The sequence below is a fragment of the Castellaniella sp. genome, from assembly GCF_041677825.1.
Lineage (GTDB): Bacteria > Pseudomonadota > Gammaproteobacteria > Burkholderiales > Burkholderiaceae_B > Castellaniella.
Genome location: NZ_JBAYPG010000016.1, coordinates 26293 through 41649, shown reverse-complemented (window position 1 = coordinate 41649; position 15357 = coordinate 26293). Strand labels below are relative to the sequence as shown.

Below are 15357 nucleotides of genomic sequence, written 5' to 3'. Positions count from 1 at the left end.
CACCGCATGAAGAAACTCAAAGTCATGACCGTGGTCGGCACCCGGCCCGAAATCATCCGCCTCTCGCGCGTATTGGCGGCGCTCGATCGCCATTGCGAACACGTGCTGGTGCATACCGGGCAGAATTACGACTATGAATTGAACCAGGTGTTCTTCGAGGATCTGAACGTGCGCCGGCCGGATCACTTTCTGGACAGCGCCGCAGACAGCACCGGGGCTGCGCACACCATAGGCCGGCTCATCATCGCGGTGGATCGCGTCCTGGCGCAGGCGCAGCCCGACGCCGTGCTGGTTCTGGGCGACACCAACAGCTGCCTGTCGGTCATCCCGGCCAAGCGGCGCAAGATCCCCGTGTTTCATATGGAGGCCGGCAATCGCTGCTTCGACCAGCGTGTGCCTGAGGAAATCAACCGCCGCATCGTGGATCACACGGCCGACATCAACCTGACCTACAGCAGCATCGCACGCGAGTATCTGCTGCGCGAAGGGCTGCCGCCCGATCAGGTGATCAAGACCGGTAGCCCCATGTACGAAGTGCTCCACCATTACCGCGCGCGCATCGAGGCCTCGGATGTGCTGACCCGCCTGGCCTTGCGCGCGGAGAATTACTTTGTGGTCAGCGCCCACCGGGAAGAGAACGTGGATGCGGAACAGGCCTTTGCGCGCCTGGTGGCTGTGATCAACGCGCTCGCCGAAGACCATGACCTGCCGGTGATCGTCTCCACCCACCCGCGCACGCGTCAGCGCGTGCAGGCTACGGGTGCTGCCTTCCATGAGCGCGTGCAATTGCTCAAGCCACTGGGCTTTCTTGATTACGTGAAGCTGCAGTGTCACGCGCGCGCCGTGCTGTCGGACAGCGGCACCATTAGCGAAGAGTCGTCCATCCTGAATTTCCCAGCCTTGAACCTGCGTGAGGCCCACGAGCGTCCCGAAGGCATGGAAGAGGCCGCCGTCATGATGGTCGGCCTGAACGTGGACCGGGTACGTCAAGGGCTGGCCGTTCTGCGCGACCAGCCGCGTGGCGCCAACCGGAGTCTGCGCCTGGTGGCCGACTACAGCATGCCCAATGTCTCCGACAAGGTACTGCGCATCATCCACAGCTATACCGACTATGTGAATCGTGTCGTATGGAAGAAATACTGAACCATGGCGATCCGCGTATTGATGTTGACACAATGGTTCGACCCCGAATCGTCCTTCAAGGGTCTGGTGTTTGCGCGTGAATTGCAGCGCCAGGGCTTCGAGGTGGAAGTACTCACCGGCTTTCCCAACTATCCCGGGGGCAAGCTGTACCCGGGGTACCGCGTGCGTTGGTATCAGAAGGAAATCATGGGCGGTATTCGCGTCAACCGTGTGCCGCTGTATCCCAGCCATGATCGTTCGGCGTGGCGCCGAATCTTCAATTACGCCAGCTTCGCGGCCTCTTCGCTCATCTACGGCTTGTTTTTCCTGCGCCGACCCGACGTGATTTACGCCTATCACCCGCCGCTGACTGTAGGCGTGACCGCTGCCCTGCTGCGCGTTCTGCGACGCATACCGGTCATCTACGACGTACAGGACATGTGGCCGGATACCCTGCGAGTTTCGGGCATGCTGAACAGCGAGCATGCCTTGCGCCTGGTCGGGGCTGTATGCCGCTGGGTCTATCGCCGAGTCGACCATATTGCGGTGCTGTCGCCAGGATTCGAGCGCTTGCTGGTGGATCGCGGCGTACCCAGGGAAAATATCAGCGTCATCCCCAACTGGGCCGCCGAATTGGCGCTGGACACCCCCCAGGGTGCACCGCCCGAGCGATTCCCCGATGCACGCCATTTTCGTATTCTGTTCGCCGGCAACATGGGCAAGGCCCAGGCGCTGGATACCGTTCTGGATGCCGCCATGCTGCAGAAGAGCCATGGTTCAAACGTCGTCTGGGTCCTGATGGGCGCTGGCATCGACGTAGATCGCCTGAAGCGCAAGGCGGAGGCCCAAGGGCTGGATAATGTCATCTTCCTGCCCAGGGTGCCCATATCCGAAGTCGGGGCCGCCCTGCAGGCCGCCGACGCCTTGCTGGTGCATCTGCGCAAGGACCCACTCTTCCAGATCACCATCCCTTCGAAGACCCAGGCCTACATGACGATAGGCAAGCCCATCCTGATGGCGGTTGAAGGCGACGCTGCCGACATGGTCCGGGAATCGGGTAGTGGCCTGGTGATCGAGTCTGAGAATCCGCAGGCCCTATGTGACGCCGCCGAACGACTGGCTGGTATGTCGATGCAGGCGCGTGAAGCCATGGGCGCCAGGGCCAGGGCGTACTATCAGGATAAGCTCTCCCTCGAGAAGGGTGTAGCGCAGTTCGCCGACATCATCCATCGCCTTGCGGGGCGGGCCTGAAAGGCTTTCATGGCCCTATGATCATGAAAAGGCTTCTGGATGTTGTCGGGGCAGCTGTGGGCCTGCTCGTTCTCAGCCCTTTGCTGCTGGTTGTTGCTGTACTTATTCGCTGGCAATTGGGCAGTCCAGTATTCTTTCGCCAGATGCGCCCTGGCCTGCATGGCAAGCCCTTCGAACTTATCAAATTCCGTACGATGCGTGATGCGGTCGATGAGGCAGGGAACCTTCTGCCCGACGCCGAGCGCATCACACGTCTGGGCCGGTTCTTGCGCTCCAGCAGCATCGATGAATTGCCTGAACTGTGGAACGTACTGAAAGGTGAAATGAGCCTGGTGGGGCCGCGACCGCTGTTGTTGGAGTACATGGATTATTATTCTGAAGAAGAGCAACTTCGTCATACCGTGAGACCGGGTATCACTGGCTTGGCCCAGATACAGGGCCGTAATGCAATCACTTGGAATGACAAACTGTCGTTTGATGTGGAGTATGTCAGGACAATGAGCTTTCGTGGGGATTTGTTGATTATCCTCAAGACAATATTGAAGGTTATAAAAAAAGAAAATATATTGGATGCGGCGCCGCAAGGGTCTTTTTCAGATTATAGACGATCAATCGGTAGCAACAATGAGTCAAATGAAACGATCCCTCATAAGAATCAATGAGAAGCACGCATTCAGGCGTTGGCAGGCTTTGACATCGATCGATGTATTTTCCGGAATTTTTATTGATGTGCCCGTAGACTATTATAAGACGCAGGAGTGGTGCAAATCAATAGGTTCAGTTAAAAATAGGGTGGATTTTGCATTTGAGCAGGATGGTTTGGCGATCGGTTTCGGCGGCCTGGTGAATATTGAATCAAGACATGGTGTAGCGGAAATGTATATATTCATTCATCCGGATAGCATGGGCCATGGATACGGTTCATATTTCCTGAATGCCATGTTGGCCTTCGGTAAATATGAATTGAATTTACGAAAAGTCTCTTTGTTTGTTACATCGGCCGATCACCAAATTATCGAGTTTTATAAAAAAAATAAATTTCTTATAGAGGGTATATTAAAAGATCATATATGGTTTCGTGGGAGATATACCGATCGCTACATAATGTCAATGTTCTTGGTTGAGCTGTCCGTTGATAGCGCGGAATTTTATGGCTCAATGATTTGATGAATATTCTGCTTACATGCATAGGGCGTCGCCATTACCTTGCACAGTACTTTCGCGGTGCTCTTGGTTTGCAGGGAAAGCTGGTGGGTACTGACATGGACCCGACAGCACCAGGGCTGCGAGCTTGCGATATAGAATATCAGGTACCTGGTGTAGGCGACGAATCGTATCCAGACGCGTTGAAGAAAATAATGATTGATGAAAATATCAGTATGGTGTTTTCATTGAATGATCTGGAAATTGGTTTGTTGGCTGAGCTGGCAGATAAGTTTGAGAGAGAGACCGGGGCAGTTTTATATGTCCCGTCAGTAGGCACGCGGGATGTGTGTGCGGACAAATGGCAGACATTCTTGTTTGCCAGAAGTCTCGGCATCCCCACGCCTCACACATTCTTGTCGGTAGATGCTGCTCAGCAGGCAATCAAGCAAGATGCTGCCAAGTCGCGGTGGGTGGTCAAGCCGCGCTGGGGGAGTGCGTCAATTGGGCTATATATAGTGGATTCTGCAGAAGACTTACCGGTAGTCCATGAAACCTGCGCGCGTGTCGTGCGGGGCAGTGCGCTATCCGTTTTTGGAAAAGAGAATGCCGTGATCATCCAGGAATGGATTGAGGGGCAAGAGTATGGGGTGGACATGCTGTTTGACCGCTACAGAAATCTGGCTGGGTTTGCGGCAAAGCGAAAACTGTCCATGCGTGCAGGGGAGACCGATAAGGCGCTTACAGTTTCGCCGAAGCCCTTCCATGACATTGTGTCGAAGCTGGCTGGTTCTCTCTCTCATCGTGGAAATGTGGATTGTGATTTTTTGGAGCGTGACGGGCAGCTTTATTTGTTGGAGCTGAATCCACGCTTTGGAGGAGGTTATCCGTTTACGCATATGGCAGGTGCCAACCATGTGCAAATGCTGATTGATGACTACCAGGGAAAGGCGTTGCCGCCTTATGGCTATCGTGAAGGAATGACGTTTGCAAAATGCGATACCTTGGTTCAAGTCCCGACGCCCGTATGAGAACATACGCAATCGAATTTTACGTGCGTTATAACTTGTACTGGGATAGGCCTTAATGTAACTTTCTGGCCCAATAAACGCGCCCTCTAGAATGCTCAACACTCCCTTCCCCCCCTGGCCGGCCTTCACGCCCGAAGAAGCCGATGCCGTGCGCGATGTCATTCTTTCCAACCGAGTCAATTACTGGACCGGGCACCACTGCCATGATTTCGAGGCCGAGTTCGCGGCATGGTCAGGCACGCGCCACGCGATTGCCCTGGCCAATGGCACGCTGGCGCTCGATCTGGCCCTCAAGGGTCTGGGCATAGGCTCGGGCGATGAGGTGGTGGTCACGCCGCGCACGTTTCTGGCTTCGGTGTCCTGCGTGGTGAACGCAGGCGCGGTGCCGGTGTTTGCCGAGGTGGACGCCGATTCGCAGAACATCACGGCACAGACCATCCGCGCGGTGCTCACGCCGCGCACGCGGGCCATCGTCTGTGTGCATCTGGCGGGCTGGCCCTGCGATATGGATCCCATCATGGCCTTGGCGCAGGAACACGGCCTCCTGGTGGTGGAAGACTGCGCGCAGGCGCATGGGGCGCGCTACCGGGGGCGCCCGGTGGGCTCGCTGGGGCATGTGGGGGCCTGGTCGTTCTGCCAGGACAAGATCATGACCACGGGGGGCGAGGGCGGCATGGTCACCACCAGTGATACAGCGGTCTGGAAGCGCATGTGGGCTTATAAGGATCACGGCAAATCGTGGGATGCGGTGCATGCGCGCACGCACCCGCCGGGGTTTCGCTGGCTGCATGAGTCCTTTGGCACGAATGGGCGCATGCTCGAGATGCAGGCGGCCATCGGCCGCATCCAGCTGCAGCGCATGCCGCGGTGGGCGGCGCAGCGCCGGGCGCATGCGCAGGCGATCTGGCAGGCGGCGCGCGCGCTGCCGGGGCTGCGGGTGCCGGCGCTGCCCGCAGGCATCGAACACGCGGCCTACAAGTGCTATGTGTTCGTGCGCCCCGAGCGCCTGGCGCCGGGTTGGTCGCGCGATCGCATTCTGCAGGCCATTCTCGATGCCGGGGTGCCGGCCTACACCGGTTCGTGCTCCGAGGTCTATCTGGAAAAGGCCTTCGACGGTACGGGCTGGCGCCCGGCGCGGCGCCTGCCGGTGGCGCGCGCGCTGGGCGAGACCAGCCTGATGTTTCTGGTGCACCCGACGCTGCAGGATGAACACATCCACCAGACGTGCCAGGTGCTGGCGCAGGTGATGCACGCAGCCACGGATCCACATGCCGCATAATCAGTCACATCCGCTGCGCACGCTGCTGATTTTTCTCTACGATCTGCTGGCGGTGGTGCTGGCCTGGTGTGGGGCCATGCTGCTGCGCTTCAATTTCGACTGGCCGGCGCAGCTGAATGTTGAAATCGTGCTGGGCCTGATGGTGCTGGTGCCCGTGCAGCTGGTCACCTGCCAGGCGGTGGGGCTGTATCGCGGCATGTGGGCGTTTGCCAGCCTGCCGGATCTGCGCCGGCTGTTGCGCGCGGTGCTGGTGTCCTTCATTGCCATGCTGCTGTACGCGCTGCTGGTGCGCCGCGGGCAGGCGATCCCACGCTCCATCGTGGTGCTTTATCCCATGTTGCTGCTGGGCATCATGGCCGGTGGGCGCATTGCCTGGCGCATGTGGCGCGAGGCGCGCCAGCAGCGCCGGCGTTCGGGCGACAGGCGCGCGCGCCGCCCGGTGGTGGTGGTCGGTGCGGGGCGCGCAGGGGCCTTGCTCCTGCATCAGCTGGCGGGCAGCCCGACCTGGGCGGTGGTGGCGCTGGTGGATGACGATCGCAACAAGTGGGGGCTGGAGCTCTCCGGGGTGCGAGTGGCGGGCGGGCGTGCGCACCTGCCCGCGCTGCTGCGCCAGCACGGTGCGCGTGATGTGATCCTTGCCGTCCCGTCATCATCCACCGAAGATGTGCGCAAGGTCAGCGAGATCGCGCTCGAGGCGGGGGCGCGGCTCACGACCGTGCCCTCGCTGGCCGAATTACTGACCGGGCGGGTGGCCATCAACGCCATGCGCCCGGTGCGCATTCAGGACTTGCTCGGGCGCGACGCGGTGCAGCTCGATGTGGCGCCGATCCAGGCCATGCTTGCAGGCCGGAGGGTGCTGGTGACGGGGGCGGGCGGCTCGATCGGCGGCGAGCTGTGCCGGCAGCTGGCGCGCTTCGGTGCGCGCTCGCTGGTGCTGGCGGATGCAGGCGAATTTGCCCTGTATGGCATACAGCAATGGTTTGCCGAACTCTATCCCGAGGTGTCCGTTACGCCGCTGACGCTGGATGTCAAGGATGCAGCGGCCATGCAGGCGGCGTTTGCGCGCTGGCGCCCGCATCTGGTGTTTCACGCGGCGGCCTATAAGCACGTACCGCTGATGGAGGTACACAACAGCTGGGCGGCGCTGCGCAACAATGCCTGGGGTACGCTGGTGGCGGCGCGCTGCGCGCGCGACTGTGGGGCCGAGCGCTTCGTGCTCATTTCCACCGACAAGGCGGTCAACCCCACCAACGTGATGGGCGCCAGCAAGCGCCTGGCCGAGATGCTCTGCGAGGAACTCGCCGCCCGGAGTCCGGGGCCGGGTGCGCCGCGCACGCTGATGCAGATCGTGCGCTTTGGCAACGTGCTGGGCAGCACGGGCAGCGTGATCCCCAAGTTCGAGCAGCAGATCCGCCAGGGTGGGCCGGTCACGGTTACGCATCCAGAGATCACGCGCTTTTTCATGTCCATCCCCGAGGCGGCGCAGCTGGTGCTGCAGGCTGCGGCCATGGGGCGGGGTGGCGAGCTGTTCGTGCTTGACATGGGCGAGCCGGTGAAGATCGTCGACCTGGCGCGGCGCATGATCGAACTGGCGGGTTTCACGCCGGATGAAATCGCCATCACCTATACTGGCTTGCGTCCGGGCGAGAAACTCTACGAAGAGGTGCTGGCTGATGGCGAGAAGGTTTGCCGTACGCCACACCCCAAGCTGCACATCGCGCGCCCCGATCCGGTGCCCGCGGGCCTGCTGGCCGAGGCCGAGGCCTGGCTTGCGCACTGGGGGCCGCGCAGCGATGCCGAAGTGCGGGCCCAGCTGCAGCGCTGGGTGGCGGGTTATCAGCCGGCGGCCGCGCCGGGGCCGGACGCCGATACGCCCCTGCCAGCCGTGCAATTGCCTGAGGAAGCCCGAAGTTCTGGGGTATTTCCCGGGCCACACTCGATCTGAGTCGGTGTACACTCGCCGATGAACTGTAACTAATCTGTTACCAAGGGGTGTTCATGAAATTCTCACAATTGGCGCTCGCGCTGGCGGCCATGGCTTTTGCCACGGCGTCGGTGGCGCAGCAGGCATCCATTGCCCAGAACGATCAGGGCGATCAGAAGCGCAGCGGGGCGGTGCTCGAACAATCGGCTTCGGCCGGCGGCGCTGACGAGGGCGTGGGCTCGGGCAGCGTATCGGGTATATCCACCACGCACATCGTGGTGGGCGCCGTGGTGCTCGGGGGCATCATCGCGGCGGCTGCCAGCGGTGGCGGCGGCGGCGGTTCGTCCACCACCACGCATCACTGATCGGCCACACGGGTCCACGTCTACAAGGGTGTCATGTCCGCAGGCAGGCTGATCTTCCGCCGCTCGAGAACGGGGGCCTGCCTGTGGGGGCTGGCCGCCCTGTGCCTGGCGCTGGGGCTGGTGCTGCACGAGCCGGCCCGGGCCGATGCGCCCACCACCATGGGGCTCACGGGGCTGCTCAACATGCCTTCGGGGCGCATGGCGCCCGATGGCACGTTGTTTCTGGGCTACAGCCACAACAAGCCCTACGATACGGGCTACGCGGTGCTGCAGGCCATGCCTTGGCTGCAGCTCAGCGGCCGCTATACGTCCATCCGCGGCACGCAGGCGCTGTCGGCCGACTACGGCACGCTCAAGGACAAATCCGCCGGCATCAAGCTGCGCCTCATGCCCGAAGGCGGCCTGGGGCAGGCCTGGATGCCCGAAATCGCCATTGGCTACGAAGACGTGCACGGCACGCAGCTCTTCAAGAGCCAGTTCGTGGCGGCCACCAAGCGCCTGAACTTTCCCGGGGTGGGCCAGGTGGATGCCACGCTGGGCTATGGCCGCCAGCGCATCGACGGTCTGTTCGGTGGCGCGCGCTTCAAGCTCGACGCCTTGCCTTCGTGGGCGCTGGTGGCCGAGTACGACGCCACGCGCTACCAGCGCGACCCCAGCGCCGCCATCACGGGGCTGGATGGGCGGCGCACGGGGCAGTGGGGCGTGGGGCTCGAATACACGCTGGGGCCGCTCACCCTGCAGGCCAGCCGCCAGGGCGACCGCAACGCCTTCAACGCCTATTTCACCTTCCCGCTCGATGCGCGCTACTGGACGGCGAAAACGGCCGAATCCGGGCCGTTTGCCGGCGGCGCCTGGGCCAGTGCGGCGGCGCGCCCCAGCGCGCGCATGTGGGCTGAAGACCGCAGCTATCGCCAGAACCTGCTCTCGGCGCTGCACGCCGAGGGCCTGCGCGAGGTGCGCCTGGCCTGGCGCGACGGGGTGCTGGCCATCTCGGCCTCCAGCAGCCGCTATCAGTCGCCCTCGCGCGGGGTGGGCCGGGTGGTGCGCCTGGCGCTGGCCTACGCGCCCTGGGAAACGCGCGAGCTACAGGTCACCTGGACGGACCGCGGGGTGGCCGGGCTTACCTGGTCCTTCTTCGACATCCCGGTGCTCGAGCGCTATCTGGCCGGCACCGCCAGCCGCTCGGCGTTGCAGAATGCGGTCACCGTCAGCTACGCCGATCCGCGCGGCATCAGCGCCGCGGCGCGCGCCAATGACCTCGATGCCACGCTCGATGCCCTGGCGCTCGAACGCGGCGGCGGGCTGCAGCAGAATTTCAGCCTGGGGCGCTGGGCGGTCGAAACCCCGGGTCGCACCAGTTTCGAGATCGGGCCCTCGTTTCGGGCCATCGTCAATGACCCCAGCGGCGCCTTCAAGTACGACGCCGGCATCTACGCCCAGGCCAATCTCAATCTCACGCACGGTTTCTGGTTCACGGGCGGAGTGCGCCAGTCGATCTGGGAAAACGTGAGCGATATCCGGCAAGAGTCCAACTCGACGCTGCACCACGTGCGCTCGGATCTGGCCAAGTACCGCCAGGCCTCGCGCTTCAAGGTCGAGCAGCTGCTCATCAACAAGCTCTGGCAGCCGGCCCCGCGCGTGTACCTGCGGGCGTCCACGGGGCTGTACGAAGAAATGTTCGGCGGCGTGGGCGGCCAGGCGCTGTACCTGACCCCCGGCGGGCGCTGGGCGTTCGACCTGTCGGTCGACTGGGTGCGCCAGCGCAACTACAAGGGCACGGGCTTCATGTCGTACAGCACCGTCACCGCCCTGGCGGCGGCGCACTACCGCCTGCCGTGGTTCGACGGGGTCACGGCCACCGTGCGCGCCGGGCGCTTCCTGGCGGGCGACGTGGGCGCGCGCTTCGAGATCCAGCGGCGCTTCAAGTCGGGCATTCAGGTGGGGCTGTGGTATACGCGCACCAATGGCGACGACATCACCTCGCCGGGCAGCCCGGGGCACCCGTACTATGACAAGGGTGTGTTCATGCGCATCCCGCTGGGCACCATGGCTTCGGCCGATACCAGCGCCAACGCCTTCTTCTCGCTCTCGCCCTGGAACCGCGACGTGGGCCAGATGGTGCAGTCGCCCATGGATCTGTACGATTTCGTGCACAACGGCTGGCTCTACGACGCCACCGATGGTGACGGCCTGCGCGGCTTTGCCGACCTGCCGCAAGAGGACACGCCATGAGGTGGGCCGCGCTGCGCACCGCGGGCCTGGCCCTGTGCCTGGCGCTGGCCGGCGCCACCAGCGCGGCCGATGCCGCGCAGGGTCAGCGCGCCCCGGGCGTGGCGGCGGCTTCTGGCTCAACGGCTTCTGCGGCGGCGGTGGGTTCAACGGCTGCGCCGCAGCAGGCCGCAAGCGGCGCCACCTGCCGGGTGCTGGACCCCGAACTGCAGGGCGGCACCTACGAGGGCGGTTGCCAGAACGGCCTGGCGCAGGGCCAGGGCGTGGCGCGCGGGGCCTCGGGCGCGTGGTACCGGGGCGGCTTCGAGGCCGGGCGCAAGTCCGGCCACGGGACCAAGCTGTTTGCCAATGGCGATGGCTACACCGGCGGCTGGCAGGCCGACCAGCGCGCAGGCGAGGGGCGCTACGAATACGGCCCGCACTCGCCCTGGCGCGGCGACGTCTACCAGGGCGGCTGGGCGAATGACCGCCGCGAGGGCGCCGGCACGTATATCTTCTTTCCGTCGGGCGACCGTTTCAGCACCCGGTGGCAGGCCGGCCAGCCGCTGGGCGAGGGCACGACCACGGCCACGCGGCGCAAGCGTGCCGCGCAGGATCTGGCCCCGGTGCTGGGCCAGGTGGGCCTGCGCGTGTGTTCGACCAGCACCGAGGGCGCCGGCCCGGGGCATCGGGCCCAGGGCGTGGTGCGCGCGGTGGTCGATGACCGCATCCAGGTCGAACTCGATGGCGACAGCCCGGTGCTGCGCCGCTCGGCCGACCCGCAGCTCAATCCACGCTGGGAAGTGATGACCGACTGGCGCCCCTGTGGGGGGGCCGGCTGATGACCCCGCTGATTCTCGTCCTGTGCACCGGCAACATCTGCCGCAGCCCCATGGCCGAGGCGCTGATGCGCCAGGCGCTGGCCGCGCGCGGCGTGCAGGCCGAGGTGGTCTCGCGCGGGCTGGCCGCGCCCGAGGGCCGCGCCCCGCACCCGCACGCGCGCGCCACGGCCCTGGCCCACGGCCTGCCGCTGTCCGATGACAAGCGCTCGGCCCAGGTGAACCCGGTCGAACTGCGCCAGGCGGTGGTGGTGCTGGTGATGGAAGCACGCCAGCGCCAGCGCGTGCAGCAGCTGCACCCCGAAGCCGGGGGCAAGTGCTTCGTGCTGCGCCACTGGGAAGACGGCGCCGATATCCCCGACCCGCTGCACGAGCCTGCCGAAGTGTTTGCGCAGCAATGGCCGCTCATGCAGGCCTCGTGTGCCCTGTGGGTCGAGCGCCTGCTGCAGGCCGGCCTGCTGCCCGCGCCGGAGCATCCGGCGCCCGCCGGGGGGGCCGCTGGCCGCCCCGCCCCCTGAACCTTGTCCGAATTCCGTCCACTGCCATGAAACTGCCCGCCATGCCGACCTCAGATCCCACCTTCGAGCGCGCGCCTGCGCCGCGCATCGCCGCCGCGCGCCTGTCGCCGGCGCAGTCCGTGCCCCCGTGCGCTGCGCAACATGCCGTGGCGCAGCACCCCGCGCAACGCGCCGAGCACCATCCTGCACAGCGCACCGGGCAGCACCCCGCGCCGCGCGCTGAACGGCATTTTGCCGCGCGGCAGGCCGTGCGCCGCGGCGCCGGCTGGCTGCGCCTGGCGGCCTGGCTGCTGCCGGTGGCCGTGCTCAGCGGCTGCACCGGCATGTATGTGGGCGCGCAGGGCGAGCGGTCGACCAGCAGCGGCACGCTGGATGAAGACATCCTCGCCCAGGTGGACGTGCACACCATCACCCCGCAGGTGGTGCACACGCAGACGCAAGAGTTCGACGCCGCGCGCGAGCTTGCCCGGGCGCGCACGGACGCGCAGCTGCGCGGCACGCCAGCCACGCCGTACCAGTACTACGTGGCCCCGCGCGATGTGCTCAACGTGACGGTCTGGAACCACCCCGAGCTGAACAACCCGGCCGGGCAGCTGAGCCTCGAACTGTCCGGGCGGGTGGTGGATGAGCGCGGGTACTTCTACTACCCCTACATCGGCCGCGTGAAGGCGGCCGGGCGCACGGTGGACGCGATCCGTGGCGACATGGCCAACCGCCTGGCCGAGTACCTGACCGAGCCGCAGGTGGATGTGTCGGTGCTCAAGTACCAGGGCCGGCGCGCGTACGCGGTGGGCCAGTTCAAGAGCCCGGGGCCGCTGCCCATCACCAATATCCCGTTGCACGTGACCGATCTGGTGACCCAGGCCGGCGGCCTGACGGATCAGGCCGACCTGCGCCTGGCGCGCCTGACGCACAAGTCCGGCGTGATCGAGCCGCTGGATCTCGAAGCCCTGTACCGGGGCGGCGACCTGACGCAGAACGTGCTGCTGCAGGATGGCGACGTGATCGACGTGCCCGAGACGCGCTACAACAAGGTCTTTGTGCTGGGCGAGGTTGATAAGCCGCAGTCGGTGCTGCTGCCCTATGGCGACTACAGCCTGTCCGAAGCCATCAGCGACGCCGGCGGCCTGAATCCGTCCACGTCCAACGGCAGCCAGGTGTACGTGATGCGCGCCGGCGACAATGGCCGCCCGCAGGTCTGGCACCTGAACGCGAGCAACCCGGCGGCGCTGGTGCTGGCCGATGGCTTCCGGCTGCACGCGCGTGACGTGGTCTTCGTGGATGCCGCCGGGGTGACCCGCTGGGCGCGCGTGATCAACCAGATGTTGCCGTCGCTGGGTGGCGTCAGAACTGTCCAGGGCATCGCTCAGTGACGGCCGCTGTGCTGAAACCGTTGTATCCACATGACTGAAAAAACAACTGAAGAGGCCCAGCTGGCCCGCCGTCCGATCGAGGACGACGACGAAATCAACCTGGGCGAGCTCTTCAACGTGCTGGTGCAGCGGCGCTGGCTGGTGGCGGGCATTTTTGGGGTGTTGCTGGTGGCCGGTATGGTCTACGCCCTGCTGGCCACGCCCATTTACCAGGCCGATGCCCTGATCCAGGTGGAAAGCCGCAAGAGTGCGGGTCTGGGCGGGCTGACGGTGCTGTCCGACACGCTGGGCTTCGAGCAGAGCCCGGTGAGCACCGAGCTCGAGATCCTGCGTTCGCGCGAAGTGCTGATGACGGCGATCAAGAAGACGCAGGCGAACATGCAGGTGCAGGTCGAGGGCTATTTTCCGTTCATCGGCCGCTGGCTGGCGCGCCGCAACGAGGCCAGGTACCCCGGCGAACTGGCCCCGGCCGTGTGGGGCATGACCAGCTATGCCTGGGGCGGCGAACTGCTGCGCTTTGCCCTGCTCGACGTGCCGCCGACGCAGTGGGGCGCCACCTTCTATCTGGTGGCCACGGGTGACGGCCAGTTCGACGTGCTGGATGACGACGACAATGTGCTGGGCCACGGGCGCGTGGGCGAACGCACGGACTTCTACGTGGGCGGCGAGCAGGCGGTGCTGGCGGTGGCCGAACTGCGCGGGCGCATCGGCACCCGCTTCCTGTTCACCGAGCGCTCGCCGCTGCGCCAGTACAAGAGTCTGTCGGCGGGCCTGGACATCCAGGAGGTCGGCAAGGGCAGCAGCATCATCCGCCTGCAGTACGAGAGCGCCGATGACGCGTTTGCGGTGTCCATCGTCAATGCCGTGGCCCAGGCCTACCTCGAACAGAACGTCGAGCGGCGCACGGCCGAGGCGCGCAGCAGCCTGAAGTTCCTCGAGACCCAGCTGCCCGATCTGAAACGCCAGATGGATGCCGCCGAAGATGCGCTGTCCAGCTACCGCACCAGCAGCAACACGATTGCGGTGGACAAGGAAGCCGAGATCCTGCTGAACCGCTCGGTGCAAATGGAAAACCGCCGCCTCGAACTGCGCCTGAAGCGCGACGAACTCCTGCAGCGCTTCACCGCGGCGCACCCCGACGTGAAGAATCTGGACAAGCAGATGGTGGCCATCGAAGAGGCCAGCCGCAAGATCGACGCCGAGATCGACCGGCTGCCCAAGGCGCAGCGCGAGCTGCTGCCCTTCGAGCGCGATGCGCGCGTGAACACCACGCTGTACATGTCGCTGCTGAACAACGCCCAGGAACTGCGCGTGGCCGAGGCCGGCACCATAGGCAACGTGCGCATCATCGACTACGCGCTGCCCAGCGAGCAGCCGGTCAAGCCCAAGAAAGCGCTGGCGGTGGCCATTTCGGCCGCGCTGGGCCTGTTCCTGGGCATTCTGGCGGCCTTCCTGGCGTATTTCCTGCGCCCGGCCGCGCAGCGCCCCGAGCAGCTCGAAGGGCCCACGGGTCTGAGCACCTATGTCACCATCCCCGAATCCGATGCTCAGCTGCGGCTGGACCACGCCCAGCGCCGCGGCCTGGGCGTGCGTGGGGCCGATGCGCGCTCGAGCCACGGCACCCAGCTGCTGGCCCTGCAGGCCCCGCACGACCCGGCCGTGGAAAGCCTGCGTTCGCTGCGCACAGGCCTGAGCTTTGCGCTCATGGGCGCGCCGGGCCGGGTGATCGCCATCACGGGCGCCACCTCGGGCGTGGGCAAGAGCTTCATCGCGGCCAATTTTGCCACCCTGCTGGCGAGCACCGGCAAGAAGGTGGTGCTGGTAGACTGCGACCTGCGCCGCCCGCGCCTGCACACCTACTTCAGCTACGCGCGCAAGGCGCCCGGCCTGTCGGGCGTGCTGGCGGGCGACCACGCGCTGGCCCAGGTGCTGCTGCATGAATCCGAGGCCGGCCTGTCGGTGCTGCCCTCGGGCCTGATGCCGCCCAACCCCGGCGAGCTGCTGCTGTCGCCGCGCTTTGGCGAGCTGATCAAGGCGCTCGAGGCGCAGTTCGACCTGGTGGTGCTGGACACCCCGCCCGTGCTGCCGGTGGCCGATACGCTGGCCATCCTGCAGCACGCCACGGCGGCCTTCATCGTGGCCCGCGCCGAGCAGTCCACCCCCGGCGAACTGGTGGATGCCATGGGCAAGCTGCGCCATTCGGGCGTGGCCGGCCCGGTGAGGGGCATACTGTTCAATGCGGTCAAGCGCAACCGCATCGGCTACGGCGCGGGGTACAAGTATTATTACTCGTATCGTTGATTG

At 64.8% G+C, this 15357-nt stretch carries 13 protein-coding genes; all 13 read left to right on the top strand.

From position 1 onward, the window contains the following. The first annotated feature begins 6 nt into the window (after positions 1–6). The 13 genes from wecB (at position 7) to WCY17_RS08200 (ending at position 15354) form a co-directional block, all read left to right on the top strand. A complete protein-coding gene (wecB, locus tag WCY17_RS08260) occupies positions 7–1143 on the top strand; it encodes a non-hydrolyzing UDP-N-acetylglucosamine 2-epimerase (protein ID WP_372701704.1) in 1137 nt (378 codons plus the stop codon). 3 nt (positions 1144–1146) lie between these two features. Next, on the top strand, positions 1147–2373 hold the full coding sequence (locus WCY17_RS08255; RefSeq protein ID WP_372701703.1) for a glycosyltransferase family 4 protein: 1227 nt from the start codon (positions 1147–1149) through the stop codon (positions 2371–2373). 23 nt (positions 2374–2396) lie between these two features. Beyond that, positions 2397–3035, top strand: coding sequence for a sugar transferase (locus WCY17_RS08250; RefSeq protein WP_372701702.1), 639 nt, complete (start codon positions 2397–2399; stop codon positions 3033–3035). Then, positions 3007–3540 carry a GNAT family N-acetyltransferase gene (locus WCY17_RS08245; RefSeq protein WP_372701701.1) on the top strand — a complete coding sequence of 178 codons (534 nt, stop codon included), beginning with the start codon at positions 3007–3009 and terminating at the stop codon, positions 3538–3540. The genes WCY17_RS08250 and WCY17_RS08245 overlap by 29 nt, the downstream gene beginning before the upstream one ends. Continuing rightward, the gene (locus WCY17_RS08240) at positions 3540–4547 is read left to right on the top strand and encodes an ATP-grasp domain-containing protein (RefSeq protein WP_372701700.1); all 1008 of its coding nucleotides are present in this window, start codon (positions 3540–3542) and stop codon (positions 4545–4547) included. The genes WCY17_RS08245 and WCY17_RS08240 overlap by 1 nt, the downstream gene beginning before the upstream one ends. A 91-nt stretch (positions 4548–4638) precedes the next feature. Then, positions 4639–5826 carry a DegT/DnrJ/EryC1/StrS family aminotransferase gene (locus WCY17_RS08235; protein ID WP_372701699.1) on the top strand — a complete coding sequence of 396 codons (1188 nt, stop codon included), beginning with the start codon at positions 4639–4641 and terminating at the stop codon, positions 5824–5826. After that, positions 5816–7771 carry an SDR family NAD(P)-dependent oxidoreductase gene (locus tag WCY17_RS08230; protein ID WP_372701698.1) on the top strand — a complete coding sequence of 652 codons (1956 nt, stop codon included), beginning with the start codon at positions 5816–5818 and terminating at the stop codon, positions 7769–7771. The genes WCY17_RS08235 and WCY17_RS08230 overlap by 11 nt, the downstream gene beginning before the upstream one ends. A gap of 53 nt (positions 7772–7824) precedes the next feature. Then, a complete protein-coding gene (locus tag WCY17_RS08225) occupies positions 7825–8115 on the top strand; it encodes a hypothetical protein (protein ID WP_372701697.1) in 291 nt (96 codons plus the stop codon). 33 nt (positions 8116–8148) lie between these two features. Next, complete coding sequence (locus tag WCY17_RS08220) at positions 8149–10347, top strand: YjbH domain-containing protein (protein WP_372701696.1); 2199 nt, start codon at positions 8149–8151, stop codon at positions 10345–10347. Next, on the top strand, positions 10344–11165 hold the full coding sequence (locus WCY17_RS08215; protein WP_372701695.1) for a hypothetical protein: 822 nt from the start codon (positions 10344–10346) through the stop codon (positions 11163–11165). Before WCY17_RS08220 ends, WCY17_RS08215 begins: the two co-directional genes overlap by 4 nt. After that, the gene (locus tag WCY17_RS08210; RefSeq protein ID WP_372701694.1) at positions 11165–11680 is read left to right on the top strand and encodes a low molecular weight protein-tyrosine-phosphatase; all 516 of its coding nucleotides are present in this window, start codon (positions 11165–11167) and stop codon (positions 11678–11680) included. Before WCY17_RS08215 ends, WCY17_RS08210 begins: the two co-directional genes overlap by 1 nt. A 41-nt stretch (positions 11681–11721) precedes the next feature. Beyond that, positions 11722–13053: a polysaccharide biosynthesis/export family protein gene (locus WCY17_RS08205; protein ID WP_372701693.1), complete on the top strand. Its 1332-nt coding sequence runs from the start codon at positions 11722–11724 to the stop codon at positions 13051–13053. A 30-nt stretch (positions 13054–13083) separates the two neighbouring features. Continuing rightward, on the top strand, positions 13084–15354 hold the full coding sequence (locus WCY17_RS08200) for a polysaccharide biosynthesis tyrosine autokinase (RefSeq protein ID WP_372701692.1): 2271 nt from the start codon (positions 13084–13086) through the stop codon (positions 15352–15354). The last annotated feature ends 3 nt before the right edge of the window (positions 15355–15357 follow it).